Here is a 14746-nt window from a genome sequence, read left to right as displayed (position 1 = left end):
AACGCCCTCCTCTATTCGTCTACTTCAATTTCCATACGAAGCAATGCTGCTTCCATGCATTTTCCTAATGTATCTAATCGCAGCGAACGAGTTGCTCCCCCATCGAGTGCATGATGCATAACAAAATTAAATCCATCGAGCTGAGGCAGTTCATACCGGATAACGTCACCGAAAACAAGTCCTTCAAAATGGCGGCGTACTGCAGCCGCTGTCAGCTGTTTTTCCATAGCAGCATAATATTCAGGCTTTCTTGCATAGATACAAATATTGGATGTATCACTTTTATCTCCACAACGACCATGTGCAATATCTTTTAATTGGACTTTCATTATTTTAGACCTCCTCAACATAGCTTGTTAATTTAACGGCATCTCTCGGAATCAATGTAGGCCAGAGAGCAAATACTTCACTTGGTTTCGTGCGGCCGCCGAAGAAACAACCTTGAGCTGGACCATTCAAATTGCTTACAGGTGCAATTTCCGGTGTCAGTTTCAACGCTTCCGCTTTGGTTTCCGTCATAATAGCATAGCGAAGAACCACTTCATTTAAATCAGCTTCTATTTCCGGTGCAAGCGGTCCATGCAGCGCATTCAATCCTAAATAATCAACATGTGTACGAATAGCTTTAAGCCCTTTCATCGCCATGCGTTTGTCAAGAATTTCAGCTGCCATTTTAGCTTTTTCCAACGCATTCGGCCAGCTATAGGGAAGATATGCAATATTCCGATACCCTTCAAGGTATCCTACACAAAGTTTCAATGTATCTGGTGCAGGGTGACCGGTAACACCGTTAACGGCAACGTGATCACGTTCAATTTCAGCTACAGTAATGTTACTGAAATCAGCTATTACATCAGGTGTAATATATTTTGATGGATCGTGGATTTCATACATAAGTTGTTCTTTGACAGACTGTGGCGTAACTAAGCCACCGGTATTGCGTGTCTTCGTCAAAACCAATTTTCCCGGTTCACTGATTTCAGCAATCGGATACCCGAGAAATTCCGGCCGTGGAACATTGCGCCAATCATAATCATAGTTGCCGCCAGTTGCCTGCGCCCCGCATTCACATAAGTGACCCGCTAAAATGCCTGTTGCTTTAGCTGTCCAATCATCTTTTTTCCAGCCAAATTCATGAATAAGGGGAGCTTCAAACATAGCGGTATCCGTGGACCGTCCCAAAATAATAATATCTGCGCCGCCTTCCAAGCATTCCAGAATAGGTTCCACTCCATAGTATACATTGGCATTTACCATATTGGGAAGAATCCGATCAATATTTTCACCCGTATCCATATGAGCCATGGAAATTCCCTGTGCCCGCAGTTTAGGAATGATATCCTTGACATCATCGCCAAGAACATACCCCACTTTCATGTGCAGGCCACTTTCTTTAATGGCTTCTTTTACTTTTTCTACACATGACTTTACATTCATACCGCCGGCATTCGTAATAACTTTTGTCCCTTTTTCTTTTAAATCAGGAAGCATGCTCTTTAACGCTGTAATAAAATCACGCGCATATCCTGCTTCCGGACGTCTTTCCTGCTGCCGGCGCATAATGGATAATGTAAGTTCCGCCAAATAATCACAGGCAATATAATCGACATTGTCCTGTTTTGCCATGGTAATCGGCGCATCGTTCAAATCGCCCCAGAACCCTTGGCCGCCACCAATTCTGATTGTTTTCATGCTGATAACCTCTTTTCTCAAATTAAGTCTACACCATTTTTATATGAAATTATCGTGCCAACTAATACATGCATTAATGTAATATTTCATAGACTTAGTATTCATCCTATTTTTACTTAAAAAATGATAAAAAATATCTCTTGACCGATTGTTTACACTGTATATACGGCCAAGAGATATGTATACTTTTTATACATAATATTGTTTACTTTGTATATATTTCATTGTCAAATCCATATAACTTCCATTTTTTATAAAAAGTGCGTCGACTGATTCCCAACAAGTCCATCGCTTTAGTTTTATTGCCGTCTGCTTCTAAAAGTGCCTGCCGCATTTGTTCCCGTTCCATATTTTGTATATCATTCTTTAACCTTTGAGCCGGTCGCAAGGGTATAGATATCTGAGATGTTTTCGGTAAAGTTTCCATTGCTTCAGAAATTCCATTTTGTATATCTTCCGGTAAATCTTGTATCTGCAATTGACGTGTTTTACAAACAATAACAGCATATTCAATACAACTTTCCAATTGACGTACATTACCCAGCCAAGGAACTTTTTGCAAATGACCGGCTGCTTCCTTTCCTAAATACACTTGTTTCCCATATTTATCATTAAATTTACGAATAAAGTATTCTGCCAAAAGTAAAATATCACCGCGTCTTTCCCGCAGTGGAGGTATCACGATTTTAAAGGTATTAAGGCGAAAATATAAGTCTTCCCGAAATTTTCCTTCTTGTACCATTTGTTTTAAATCACGGTTGGTCGCAGCTATCACTCTTACGTCTACAACATCCGCATAATCCGAACCAATTTTTTGAATCTCACCCGATTGCAGTACTCGTAAAAGTTTAGACTGCATAAACAGCGGCATTTCCCCTATTTCATCGAGAAAAATCGTTCCCTTGTGGGCAAGTTCAAATTTACCTATTTTGCCGTTTTTTGATGCTCCTGTAAATGATCCTGAAGTATACCCAAATAATTCACTCTCAAAAAGACTTTCAGGAATCGCCGAACAATTCAAATTCACAAAAGGCTGACGGCGGGGCCCACTAATACTTAATATTGCATTAACAATAACTTCTTTACCTGTACCGCTTTCTCCTTCAATCAGTACTGTCGCATCTGTAGGCGCTACTGTTTTAGCTAATTGCAGACAATGAAGAAATTTTTCATCCCGTCCAATGACATGTGAAAATTCCGGAGGTATCGTCATATTTTCCACAGATACGGCATTAAATATGGACTTGCTGAGACGCTGCGTATTTTTGAGTTCACGGCTGATCATATATACCTCGGTCATATCTTTGAAAACAGAAATAGCACCAATAAGTATATTATCACTAATAATAGGCGTAATATTAGCAAGTATCCGCTTACTGCGAGATTTTACCTGCACAAGTGCATTAACGCGCGGTTTTTTATCCCGCAGCGAGTCCAATATAATCGCATCCGGTTCAATCTCGCTCATCAGTTTATTCAAGGCTTTTTCCCGTCGAACCTGTAAAATTCTCAAATAAGCATCATTCAAATATATAATTCGCGAGTTGCTGTCAACAATAACAACTCCATCGCGAACACTGTCCAATGCCTCCATCATCAGCTGTTGCGTAATACTTTTCAGTTTTTGACTTTCTGTCATTTTTTTCACCCATCTTTATTGTCAAGCCGGATTGATGATTCCTTGTTCGATTTCAAAAAGATGAACCGTATCTGTTTCTCCAGATAGCTCCTGTTGCACTTGCTGCGCAATTTCGCGTGTTTCGTTTGAACAAGTAAACAAAAATATCTGTTCCTTTTTTCCCAAATCCGCAAGAAAATGCATCGCTTCTTTTTGCCTTTGTTCATCAAATCGGACAAGAATATCATCCAGAATCAACGGCATCGGTTCTATTTGCTGTGCAAACGCCATCGCCAAACCAATGCGAATCGCTAAATAAATTTGGTCCCCCAAACCACTGCTCCATTGTTTTTCTGGAATGCGCCGTTGATTTTCATCAATAGCAAAAAGCTGTCTGCCGTCAAAAGTAGCCTGCAATGTATACCGCCCCTGCGTCATAAGTCGGAGATAGTCCCCTGCATTGCGAATAACCAATGGCTGGCGAACTTTTTCATAATACGTTTGTGCCTCGCCTAATATATACTGTGCATACATCATTGTCAGCCAAACATCAATTTTCCCATCAAGAATCGTTTTCCTGTTTTCTTTTTCCTGGAGCATTTTGCTGTAAGTATCACTTTTAGCCATTTGGCTAAGCCGTTCAACAATGCTGCCACGACGTTCAGCAACAGCTGCCATCTGTTTTTCAGCTTCAGCAATCAAACTTTCGCATTGGGATATTTGCTGCTTCCAATATTTCATATCATGCACCTTAAGTTCTCGTCGTAAATCGCTGAGGTTCTTATCGTTTTTTGCAATAAGGCGAATATGTGCTTCGGATTGCTCATACACTTCCTTATATTGATGAAATTGTCGAAATTTTAATATCTTACTGCGAAAATCTCCTTCCGAACGAGCTCCGGCAGCTTGCATTAATTCCCGCTGTTGATGAACTCGGATTTCCTTGTCTTTTATCCAACGAGCAATTTGTTCTTCTCTATCCTGCTGCTGTTTATCTTGTTCCTTGGCAACTTCTGCCTGAATCCGAATATCCTGCCAGCGGCGATACATAGTCTCTATACTTTGCGGTGTAACTGTTTCAGATACATGAATTTCTCGGAATACCTGCTCAGCATCATCCCTTAATTGAGAAATTATTTTTTTCCAATTTTCCTTCTGTTCCATCCAATCCTGATACTCTTTAGTGATGGTACTCCATTTTTCCCAACAATCCTTTGCTGCGGGAACCTGGGCTGCTTCTAAATTCATTAGCCCACTTATTTGTCGCCATTTAGACCAGCGTTGTTCACTATCCTCCAAATTTCTACGGCATACTTTTCCATCATCCTGCCATTTTTTTACCATCGAATCATATATCACTTGCTGTTGTTTTTCCCATTCTCCTTTTGTTTCTCGCGTTTTCCACTCCATGTACTGCTTACGAACTTCATCCAAGCGAGTATCCCATGCAATTTTATCACTATCCTCCGAAACGGTAATTCCTGCTTTTTCCGCCAGTGCTGAAATATGTCCATGCAAATACTCCAGTCTGCCTTTTAATTCTCCTATCTTTTCAGGTGCTCTGTTCGTGCGCGTATTTTGTTTCCAGAAAGCTCCGACAGCCAATACACCACAAACTCCGGATCCTATGTATCCTGCAGTCTGGTCAAGTCCATATAAAATGACGCCAACAGCCAGTACAGCCGCCGCCAATATTAATAAACCACCGAACCACAAGAAGGCACGCGACGTTTCTGCCGGTTCCTCCTGCAACCATGTTAATTGTTCCTTAACCTTGTCTTGTTCTATCAAATCCTGCTGAATGTGATTCACTGCCGAACCAATTTCCTGCCACTCTTCTTTTGTCCGTTCCGGAGTCCCTTTATCATCGGCAGGTAATTCCACACCAACATTTTTCGGTCTTGAAGCTTCCCATTTTTCCTGTTCCTGACGATATAATGCTACATCTGTAGCTACGGCTTGTCCCGTTTCCCAATCAACGACACGGGAGATTTCACTGCCACCGGTCCAGCCATTCATAGATTTTTTCAGTTGTTCTATTTCCAACTTCCAAGAGGCTTCTTTTTGTTGAGAATTGGCAATTTCTTCTTCCCCTTGTTTCCATTGCGGAATCTGACGGAAAAGGTTCTCCAACTGACTCCCACAAGCAATCCATCGATTCCATTCTTCTTTATACGCAGAATTTTTCTGTGAAGCTTCTTCAAGCTGTTTTATTTGATCATCAATTTCACCAATTTTAGTTTCCAATTCGTTCCAGCGTTGTGCTCCGTTTTCCGGAAACTGCGAAACTTCTGACAACGCCTGCATCTGCACCAATGCATCCTGCCCCCGTTTATAAACTTCCCACGCTGCAATCGGCATAGAAATCTTTTCTATTTGATGTTTTGTTTCAGTGATACTGATACGTATACGATTTTCTTCTTCATGTGTTTCCTGTTCCTTAGCTTGTAAATCGGCAAATTCAGATTCCTCATAAGCCAAAGAGTAAATATGCTGATCATACTCTTTCTGCTCATTCAGAAGAACATTGACCGTCTTTTTCCCTTGTGGTGATGCCACAAGAAGCTCTCCCATGAGACGAATCAAATCGCGCCGAGTCACACCCATGCGTACACCGCCCTCAACACTAAAAAAATGGCTTCGAACTTCATCATTAGATAATATTTTAAATCCCTGCAAATCTTCTAATCCCATCGCAAATATTTTGTCATAGGTCTGGCGATCCAAGCCATGCCACCACAAAGTAGAAGGTTCTTCATGCATGGTATCATCGCCAGTAGAAATATACGACTCTTTCTCATTGCGATAAATTCGATATTCCCGGCCATTCATGCGACGGATGTCCATATGACCGTATAACCCCTGCCAATCGCCGCGTAAATATCCAAAAAACATAGACCGGACATATTTCATAAGAGTCGTTTTGCCACTTTCATTATGTCCATGCATAACAATAAGCCCGTTTTCCGGCGGATTCCAAGTAATATTATGATAAATTCCAAAATCTTCTAAATCCATTTGTATAATTTTCATGTATATTATCCTCTTCTATCTTCCAACAACCGCTGCATTCCCAACCATTTTGCCTTTTCAAAAGCTTCTAGGAGACGATCATCTGAAATATGCCGGCCATAAGTTCCCAGTCGTTCAAATTCCGGACGTTTTTCGAGTATTTCCCGCAGCATCTGCAACTTTTCTTCCTGTGGCAATCCATCTATTTTGTCAGATACATTCAAATAATCACCAACCATATCCGGCAATTTGCTGCGTTCTTCTTGATTAATTTTAGGACGAGCCATATTACGAACCCGTTCTACCATGACAAATGCATATTTTCCCTGTTCTTCTTCCCGCCAACTATCAATCCAATACTGAACTGCTTCATCATTATTTATAACTTTGTACATACTGCCTGATCCGGTAAAATTAACCGTCAGAAAAGTCGGTCTGCCAATTTCCTTTCGTATTTTTTCTTTAGCCAGACGGACTGCTTCTCTAATTTCAGATACAGACTCAATCGTATCGATCGGTACGCTGATACTCTCCCAGCGAACAATACTGGTATCTATAAACTGCAGTGACGTTGTTCCATAGGGACCCACTTCAGCATAGTAGCATCCATGGACACCCGTTTCTGTACAATCCAATCCTTGTGGACTGCCGCAGTATACAATCCATGGTTTTTCCTGCAAGACCTGCGGAGTATGAACATGCCCCAATGCCCAATAATCCATTCCGCTGTCTTTCAAACCATTTAGCGTACAAGGCGCATATGTTGAGTTTTCTCCGCCGACCTGTGTATGCATCAGTCCAATAGCATAATGATCATCTTCGCGGCGTATATACTCTCTAGCAAGGTTGTCTCTTTCTTCACTATGCGCATAACTGCGGCCATAAATTTCTGCCCGTTCCTCACCATCTATCAGTAAAGGGATTCGTTCAACTTGTTCAGCACTAAATACATGTACATTCGGCGGCAGCGGAATTTTAGCTTTCCACGCATCCAGTGGATCATGATTTCCATGAACAGCAAACACTTGTATGCCGTGTTGTCCCAATTTATGCAGCAAGCGAACATAATCCAGCTGCGCCGTCAAATTATGTGTTGCGCTGGTATATACATCACCCGCAATAAGCACCGCATGTACTTGCTTGTCAATAGCTGCCTGAACGATTTTTTGAAATGCTCGTACCGGAGCTTTTCCAATAATGCGTTTCCACCTTTCATCGGTAATCATTATATCTTCAAATGGACTTCCCAAATGTAAGTCTCCGCAGTGAATAAACCGTAAACTTGTCGACATTAGTCTCCCTCTTTCTTTGTCCATGCATCATGAAGTACGGTGATGGCTTGTTTTAAACTATGACTAGGTATCTTTGAAAAGGAAAGAAGAAATTCTTTGCGTTCCTCTTGTTCCTGTGTTTCATAAAAAGCCTGGATCGGTAAAACTCGACAGCCTTTTTTTTCAGCTCTGTACTGCAATTCTGCCGCAGTATACGTGCTGTTCAAAGTAACCCGGCAATATACGCCGGATACCAGACTACTGACCTCTATATCTTTACCGAATGCACTAAGCAGAAGCTCCTTCATCAAATTTCCCTTTTCCTGATAATCTTTACGTAATCTTCGTACCTGACGAGCCATTTCTCCACTTCGAATGTAAGCCGCCAGTACACATTGTTCCGGAACAGATGCTCCTTGACGGAATAACCCGCGTTTTTCATTATAAAGTGCTAATAATCGTGGCGGCAGCACCATATAACTAAGTCGTACAAAAGACGGAAGTACTTTAGATAAAGAGCCCATATATATGACTCTTCCATGGGTATCCAAACCTTGCAGCGCCGGAACAGGTCTGCCATAATAACGAAGTTCGCTATCATAATCATCTTCTATAATTAACCCATCCATCTGTTCCGCCCATTGCAGCAAACGATGCCGCATCCCTGCCGGCATAATGGTACCTGTAGGGAATTGATGAGACGGGCTGACATAAACTAACCGAATCCCATTCTTTTCCAAAATATCCATATCCATCATACCGTTTTGTACGGAAAAAGGGAATATGTCATAACCACTATTGCGAAATATTTCACGCCCCAGTTTAAACCCAGGATTTTCTACTCCAATACAAGAATAGGAGCGAAGTATGTTTGTTAAAATTCCGAGCAAGGAAGGTGTTCCGGCTCCCACAATAATACTTTCCGCACTTGCATAAACACCACGGACTTGATAGATATACTGGCTTAAAATTTCTCGTAATTCCGGAACTCCCTGCTCATCATTGCATTGCATCAAATATTCTGGCTGAGAAAGAACATGATTCATATAGCGGCGCCAGACTTCTAATGGAAATCGTTCCATATCCATATCGCCACTGCCAAAATCATACCGAAAAAAGGAACGCCGTACGGTACCGGGATGGTAAATCGGTTTTTTCTGTCCATCCTCTTTTTCGCTGCCTAAAAAAGCTACCTCATAACGTGCCTTATTGCGCCTCATAATATACCCTTCACTCGCCAGTTGATAATAGGCTTTTTCAATGGTCATTTTACTGACATCCACGGTCTGTGCTAATTCACGCACGGAAGGAAGCCGATCTCCTGCTTGCATACGTCGTGCTTCAATCTCATCCCGATAATATTCATATATCTGTACATAATATGGTTTTTTAATTGTTTTCTCTATCTGCAGCATATTATATCTCCAATTTCCACATACTATCACTTTTCTTTATTATTGATATACTATATATTGTACTCAAAAACTGGCATAGTGAAAAGAGGTAAAACATAAAAAATCTGTACTATTTAATTGTAAACCAATTTTATTTTTTAAAAGTTGACTTATGGCTTTTTTTACCGTATACTTATCTACAAAAAAAGGAGATATTCATACTTATGATTATCGAATACGCAAAAAAAGTAATGTCTGGGCAAGATATCACCCCGCAAGAAGGAAATGAACTTATTTCTGTTACTGATGAGGATACTCCGTTATTGCTGGCTATGGCCGACAAAATCCGCCAGCATTTTGCAAATAATGAAGTAGATTGTTGTGCCATCATTAATGGACGTTCGGGAAAATGTTCTGAAAATTGCCGTTTTTGTGCTCAATCTATTCATTACGATACGGGTGCCACAACCCACAAATTACTTGATTCCGATACAATTATCAACGCTGCAAGAAAAGCAAAAGCCTTGGGAGCTGCTCGTTTCTCTATAGTTACCAGCGGACGTTCTGTTTCAGAAGGAGAAGAATTCAACCAAATTCTTACAACACTGCAGCATATCAAAAACGATATAAAAATAGAAACCTGCTGCTCTTTGGGTCTTATCAATCTTACACAAGCCAAAGCACTAAAAACAGTCGGCATTTCCCGGTATCATGCTAATATTGAAACCGCACCTTCATATTTTCCCCAAATTTGTACCACTCACACATTTACAGATAAAGTGTCCGTCATTCATATTGCACAAAAGGCTGGTCTTCGACTCTGTTCAGGCGGAATATTCGGATTAGGTGAAACACGCAGTCAGCGTATAGAAATGGCTTTTACATTGAAGTCTCTTGGCATTGATTCTATCCCTTTAAATATTTTGAACCCCATCATAGGAACCCCTTTTGAAAACAACAGCCCTCTTGATCCCTGGGAAATTCTCCGAGCCTTTGCTGTATTCCGATTCATTCTGCCTTATGCCCTCATCCGCACCGCCGGCGGACGCGAAATAAACCTCCGGTCCATGCAGGCTTATGCCTTAACCGGGGGTTTAAACGGATTGATGATTGGCGATTATCTGACAACAAAGGGACGCACTATTAGTGAAGACCAACAAATGCTTCGTGATTTAAACCGCCGGACTGCAGCCCCGCATTTATGAAGAAACACACATAGCCGCAGCAACCGCCGCGCCAATAACAGGTCCCTCTTTAACAATAAGAGGCTTAACTGGTACCGGGCGAGTCCAGCCTGAATCATCGACGGCTAAACAGGCACGCATTGCATCTTGGACCATTACAATACTGCCTGTAACATTTGCTATTACACTGCCTTCAATAGCAAGCGTCTGTTCTGGAACCTCTCCACTCGGATAAAGATATCGCAAAACACCGCTGCATGCAGCGCCCGTTAACTGAGCTGACCGAATAAAAATACTAACGGCCATATCCTTCAGCCGTTCTATATCTTGCTGAATAATAATACGATGCCATAGCCGCCCCATCATAAACCGCAGTTGCTGTACATCTGTGATATGCAGTAACGCATTCATTTCCTCTGTTGTACACGCCGGAATGTCTGCGATGTCAAAATAAGTCATCGCTGTACGTCGGAAAATCTCACAAAGATAGCGACCCGCTACCATTTTTTCCAAACAATGATCTCCTGGTTTTTCCGATTCTTTGTCTACTTCCTTATCCCATTTTAATTGTCTTCCGCCATTATAATTTCCTGCTTCGATATTATAAATACGGGCTGCTGCCGCATCATAAAAACAAATATTAAAACCAGTTCCACAGATAACCGCTACCTTGGATGCTCCGCCGCGATAAGAAGATGCCAAAAGAGCCGCCGTCGTATCATTAATCAAAGCGGTCGGAATGATATGCGTCAATCCTCTCCGCCTCAATGCCTGCTGCAATAATTCGTTAATATAACGCCCTTTCATATGAGGTACTTTGATTTCTTTAGACCATGCCAGAAGCCGGGCATCTCGGATGTGATCCTGGCAAACAGCAAAAGAAAAACTGTGGCCCAGTACATACGTGCAATTTGGCAAAGCCACTGCCGCTACACAATCAGCAATAAAATCAAATAATGTCTCCATATCTGTATCAGGGCTGGTAAAATCATATTGTCCTATACTTTTCAAAGGCCGTGCTACTTGCCTTTCTATAATATAACACCGTTTTCCTATTAATCGCACACGAGAAGCTCGAATATTTGTGCCGCCCCAATCCAGTGCCAAGTAGACTCCCTTTTCATATCCCGACGGTAATCCGATGCACGCATCCAATTTGGAAAGAGAAGAAGGCCGTCCATTCATCGCATCATGCAGAGAATGACAAAATTGATCCGAAAACATTTTCAATTGTTCATCATGCCAATAAAATTGTTTTGAAATATGCGTATATTCTTCACTCATGACGGATACCTCCCATATGTATATCATACCATATTCAGAAAATGTACGAAATAAATTTTTCCACTATTAATAGTTGACTTTTCAGCAAAAAAGGCTATACTTTTTCTTAGAGTGCTAACTATAAAAGCCGCACGAAGGGGTACACCACCTAGGGTGTAATTCTTCGTGCGGCTTTTATTTTTTTTAGAAAGGAGGTTCATATTATGCTTACCATCAATGGAAAAAAAGTTGTTGCTGACGGTATCACGTTAAACAACTATCTGACACAAGCGGGCTATCAAAAGGAACGAGTCGCAGTTGAACTTAACGGTTCCATCATACCGCACAGTGCCTATGAGCAAACGCGCCTTACCGATAACGACAAAATAGAAATAGTGCAATTTGTCGGCGGCGGCTGACCCGTCATCTAAAAGACAGTTGTACCCTATAAAAAAACAAGGAGTGGTCATAATGGAAACAAACGATACATTCGTATTAGGCGGTCATGAATTTTCATCTCGTTTTATTTTAGGTTCAGGTAAGTATAATGTAGATTTAATTAAAGCGGCGGTCGAACAAGCTGGTGCAGAAATCATTACGATGGCTTTGCGGCGTGTCGAAGCTGGTCAAAAAGATAACATTCTTGATTACATTCCCAAAGGAATAACACTGCTGCCAAATACGTCTAGTGCCCGTACTGCCGAAGAAGCAATTCGCATTGCTCATCTTTCCCGAGAACTTGGCTGCGGAGATTTTATTAAAATCGAGGTTATGCGTGACACAAAATACCTGCTCCCCGATAATGCCGAAACCATCAAGGCAACAGAACAACTTGCCAAAGAAGGGTTCATCGTATTGCCTTACATGTACCCGGATTTATATGCGGCCCGTTCTCTCCGTGATGCCGGTGCTGCCGCAATTATGCCCCTTGCTTCGCCAATTGGCACGAATAAGGGACTTTCTACTCGTGATTTCATTCAAATTCTCATTGATGAAATAGATTTGCCAGTCATTATCGATGCAGGTATCGGCCGTCCTTCCCAAGCCTGTGAAGCCATGGAAATGGGTGCTTCCGCAATTATGGCTAATACCGCACTTGCCACATCTGGTAATATACCGCTTATGGCAAAAGCATTCCGACAAGCTATCGAAGCAGGCCGAGCCGCTTATCTATCTGGACTTGGCAGAGTTCGTGAAACGGCTTCTGCATCAGATCCGCTTACAGGCTTTTTAGGAGATTAGGGGGTGTTATAATGGAAGAAAAACGTATCGATCACATGAAATATTTACCGGATATGGAAATTATCGACTCTACTATGCTGGAGGATGTACTGCAATATCACGATGCTTTTCGCAATGAAGACTTTACCGCAAAAAATGTAAAAAGCGCTCTTGCCAAAACCCATTTGGAACCTCAGGATTTTATGGCTCTTCTTTCTACGGCAGCTTTGCCTTTTCTGGAAGAAATGGCTCAAAAGGCACACACGATAACGCGTCGTCATTTTGGTAACTCCATTAACTTATTTACACCTATCTATTTTGCAAATTATTGTGAAAATTACTGTATTTACTGCGGTTTCAATTCTCACAACAAAATACATCGTGCCAAGTTGTCTGATGCTGAACTTCGTCAAGAATGCACAAATATTGCTAAAACCGGATTAGAAGAAGTTCTTATGTTAACCGGGGAAAGCCGTCATATGTCCGATGTCGCGTATATCGGTAATGCCATTAAAATTGCCAGGGAATATTTCCGTATTGTAGGTGTAGAAATTTATCCGGTAAATGTAGATGAATACAAATATTTACACGAATGCGGCGCAGACTATGTCACCGTATTTCAAGAAACGTATAATTCTGACAAATACGAAACGCTTCATCTCGCCGGTCACAAACGTATTTTCCCTTATCGTTTTTATTCTCAGGAAAGAGCTATTTTAGGCGGCATGAGAGGGGTTGGTTTTGCAGCACTCTTAGGACTTGATGATTATCAAAAAGATGCTGTTGCTACCGGTATGCATGCCTGGCTTATGCAAAAAAAATATCCTCATGCAGAAATCTCGCTGTCATGTCCACGCCTTCGTCCTATTATTAATAATGATAAAATAAATCCAAAAGACGTACATGAAAAGCAGTTGGTCCAGATAATTTGTGCCTATCGTTTATTTATGCCATACGCCAGCATCGTTGTTTCCAGCAGAGAAAGTCCTTATTTCCGCAACAATATTATCAAAATCGCTGCTACAAAAATATCTGCCGGTGTATGTACTGGTATAGGCGGCCATATAATAGAAGATGAACAAAAAGGCGATGAACAGTTTGAAATCAGCGACACCCGCTCTTTCGACGAAATTTATGCTGCTGTTAAATCAGAACATCTCCAGCCTGTGACCAGTGAATACATTTATTTATAAGCAGGGTATGCCATGACAAAAAAAATAAACATAAACGGACAGGCACAAACAACAGAATTTCTGTTTCTCCAAGACTTGCACCATCATTGCTTTCCTTCGGCAGATCTATCAATTTTAAACGGATATGCCACTACTGAAAACTTACCGTTGCAAACAGGTGATGACATTTATTTTATCGAAAAGAACAAATTGCCATCCCGTACATCATTAGAAGCAATGATGTGTTCCCGTCATACTCCTCATGTTCACGAGAAAGTAAAGCAAGGAAAAGTTGCTATTGCCGGACTTGGCGGCCTCGGTTCTCATGCTGCTATTTTTTTAGCACGTACCGGGGTAGGTTCACTGCATCTTGTCGACTTTGATACTGTCGATGTCAGCAATTTAAATCGACAAGCTTATAGAATCAATGATTTAGGTAAACAAAAAACGGCTGCCCTAGCTGCTCAGATTGCAGAAATAAACCCATTTATTCATGTACATACAGACTTTGTCAAAGTGACTAGCGAAAATGCTGCTTCTCTTTTTGCAGATGATTGCATCATCTGTGAAGCTTTTGATAATCCGGCTGCCAAAGCGATGCTTATTAATACAATATTAACACAGTGTCCCAAAAAATATATTGTATCTGCCTCTGGCATGGCAGGTTACGGAAACAGTAACGATATTCAAACACGAAAAATTACAGACCACTTTTATCTTTGTGGTGACGGCACACAAGGTGCCATACCCGGGCGGGGTCTTATGGCCCCCCGGGTCGCTATTTGTTCCGCCCACGAAGCTAACCTGATTGTAAAACTTCTGGTAGATATTTTACCAGATGCTGCAAGTTAGTCTATGCATTGACTCACCTATGATATTAAGGTATAGTATTATATATAAAATAAACTTGCAATGAACA

At 41.3% G+C, this 14746-nt stretch carries 12 protein-coding genes; 5 read left to right on the top strand and 7 right to left on the bottom strand.

The annotated features are described in order from the left end of the window. Nucleotides 1-11: 11 nt before the first annotated feature. The 6 genes from BLR11_RS01925 to pdxR form a co-directional block, all read right to left on the bottom strand. Nucleotides 12-329, bottom strand: a complete 318-nt coding sequence (locus BLR11_RS01925) for an AtuA-related protein (RefSeq protein WP_218118688.1) — start codon at nucleotides 327-329, stop codon at nucleotides 12-14. A gap of 4 nt (nucleotides 330-333) precedes the next feature. Then, on the bottom strand, nucleotides 334-1692 hold the full coding sequence (locus tag BLR11_RS01920; protein WP_091647700.1) for an acyclic terpene utilization AtuA family protein: 1359 nt from the start codon (nucleotides 1690-1692) through the stop codon (nucleotides 334-336). Between the two features lie 205 nt (nucleotides 1693-1897). After that, nucleotides 1898-3331, bottom strand: a complete 1434-nt coding sequence (locus BLR11_RS01915; RefSeq protein ID WP_091647699.1) for a sigma-54 interaction domain-containing protein — start codon at nucleotides 3329-3331, stop codon at nucleotides 1898-1900. 21 nt (nucleotides 3332-3352) lie between these two features. Continuing rightward, the gene (locus BLR11_RS01910) at nucleotides 3353-6343 is read right to left on the bottom strand and encodes an AAA family ATPase (RefSeq protein ID WP_091647697.1); all 2991 of its coding nucleotides are present in this window, start codon (nucleotides 6341-6343) and stop codon (nucleotides 3353-3355) included. Nucleotides 6344-6348: 5 nt separating this feature from the next. Further along, entirely contained in the window at nucleotides 6349-7614 is a 1266-nt protein-coding gene (locus BLR11_RS01905; RefSeq protein WP_091647695.1) for a metallophosphoesterase family protein, read from the bottom strand. Next, nucleotides 7614-9008: a MocR-like pyridoxine biosynthesis transcription factor PdxR gene (gene pdxR, locus BLR11_RS01900; RefSeq protein WP_091647694.1), complete on the bottom strand. Its 1395-nt coding sequence runs from the start codon at nucleotides 9006-9008 to the stop codon at nucleotides 7614-7616. The genes BLR11_RS01905 and pdxR overlap by 1 nt, the downstream gene beginning before the upstream one ends. A 203-nt stretch (nucleotides 9009-9211) precedes the next feature. Here pdxR and bioB point away from each other — a divergent pair, with 203 nt between their 5' ends. Then, a complete protein-coding gene (gene bioB / locus BLR11_RS01895) occupies nucleotides 9212-10192 on the top strand; it encodes a biotin synthase BioB (RefSeq protein ID WP_091647692.1) in 981 nt (326 codons plus the stop codon). On the opposite strand, the gene BLR11_RS01890 is transcribed toward bioB, so the two are convergent. Then, nucleotides 10187-11455: a hexokinase family protein gene (locus BLR11_RS01890; RefSeq protein WP_176762835.1), complete on the bottom strand. Its 1269-nt coding sequence runs from the start codon at nucleotides 11453-11455 to the stop codon at nucleotides 10187-10189. The two genes, bioB and BLR11_RS01890, sit on opposite strands and share 6 nt — an antisense overlap. 203 nt (nucleotides 11456-11658) lie before the next feature. Between BLR11_RS01890 and thiS the strand changes: the two genes are divergently transcribed. Genes thiS through thiF form a run of 4 tightly spaced genes read left to right on the top strand, consistent with a single transcriptional unit; the run spans nucleotide 11659 to nucleotide 14679 of the window. Further along, nucleotides 11659-11853 (top strand): sulfur carrier protein ThiS, encoded by a 195-nt coding sequence (thiS, locus tag BLR11_RS01885; protein ID WP_091647689.1) that lies wholly within the window; start codon nucleotides 11659-11661, stop codon nucleotides 11851-11853. Between the two features lie 52 nt (nucleotides 11854-11905). Continuing rightward, on the top strand, nucleotides 11906-12676 hold the full coding sequence (locus BLR11_RS01880; protein ID WP_091647687.1) for a thiazole synthase: 771 nt from the start codon (nucleotides 11906-11908) through the stop codon (nucleotides 12674-12676). A gap of 11 nt (nucleotides 12677-12687) precedes the next feature. Continuing rightward, nucleotides 12688-13848 carry a 2-iminoacetate synthase ThiH gene (gene thiH / locus BLR11_RS01875; protein ID WP_091647686.1) on the top strand — a complete coding sequence of 387 codons (1161 nt, stop codon included), beginning with the start codon at nucleotides 12688-12690 and terminating at the stop codon, nucleotides 13846-13848. 12 nt (nucleotides 13849-13860) lie between these two features. Then, nucleotides 13861-14679 carry a sulfur carrier protein ThiS adenylyltransferase ThiF gene (gene thiF / locus BLR11_RS01870; RefSeq protein ID WP_091647684.1) on the top strand — a complete coding sequence of 273 codons (819 nt, stop codon included), beginning with the start codon at nucleotides 13861-13863 and terminating at the stop codon, nucleotides 14677-14679. Nucleotides 14680-14746: the final 67 nt, after the last annotated feature.

The sequence above is a fragment of the Megasphaera paucivorans genome (assembly GCF_900103535.1).
Taxonomy (GTDB): domain Bacteria; phylum Bacillota; class Negativicutes; order Veillonellales; family Megasphaeraceae; genus Megasphaera_A; species Megasphaera_A paucivorans.
This window is presented reverse-complemented; position numbering and strand designations above follow the sequence as displayed.

What these genes read in the sequence shown, in the direction of transcription:
- BLR11_RS01880 (WP_091647687.1), top strand. Translation starts at nt 11,906, where the DNA reads ATGGAAACAAACGATACATTCGTATTAGGCGGTCATGAATTTTCATCT.
- thiF (WP_091647684.1), top strand. Translation starts at nt 13,861, where the DNA reads ATGACAAAAAAAATAAACATAAACGGACAGGCACAAACAACAGAATTT.
- BLR11_RS01920 (WP_091647700.1), bottom strand. Translation starts at nt 1,692, where the DNA reads ATGAAAACAATCAGAATTGGTGGCGGCCAAGGGTTCTGGGGCGATTTG.
- BLR11_RS01910 (WP_091647697.1), bottom strand. Translation starts at nt 6,343, where the DNA reads ATGAAAATTATACAAATGGATTTAGAAGATTTTGGAATTTATCATAAT.
- BLR11_RS01915 (WP_091647699.1), bottom strand. Translation starts at nt 3,331, where the DNA reads ATGACAGAAAGTCAAAAACTGAAAAGTATTACGCAACAGCTGATGATG.
- BLR11_RS01890 (WP_176762835.1), bottom strand. Translation starts at nt 11,455, where the DNA reads ATGAGTGAAGAATATACGCATATTTCAAAACAATTTTATTGGCATGAT.
- thiS (WP_091647689.1), top strand. Translation starts at nt 11,659, where the DNA reads ATGCTTACCATCAATGGAAAAAAAGTTGTTGCTGACGGTATCACGTTA.
- BLR11_RS01925 (WP_218118688.1), bottom strand. Translation starts at nt 329, where the DNA reads ATGAAAGTCCAATTAAAAGATATTGCACATGGTCGTTGTGGAGATAAA.
- thiH (WP_091647686.1), top strand. Translation starts at nt 12,688, where the DNA reads ATGGAAGAAAAACGTATCGATCACATGAAATATTTACCGGATATGGAA.
- pdxR (WP_091647694.1), bottom strand. Translation starts at nt 9,008, where the DNA reads ATGCTGCAGATAGAGAAAACAATTAAAAAACCATATTATGTACAGATA.
- bioB (WP_091647692.1), top strand. Translation starts at nt 9,212, where the DNA reads ATGATTATCGAATACGCAAAAAAAGTAATGTCTGGGCAAGATATCACC.
- BLR11_RS01905 (WP_091647695.1), bottom strand. Translation starts at nt 7,614, where the DNA reads ATGTCGACAAGTTTACGGTTTATTCACTGCGGAGACTTACATTTGGGA.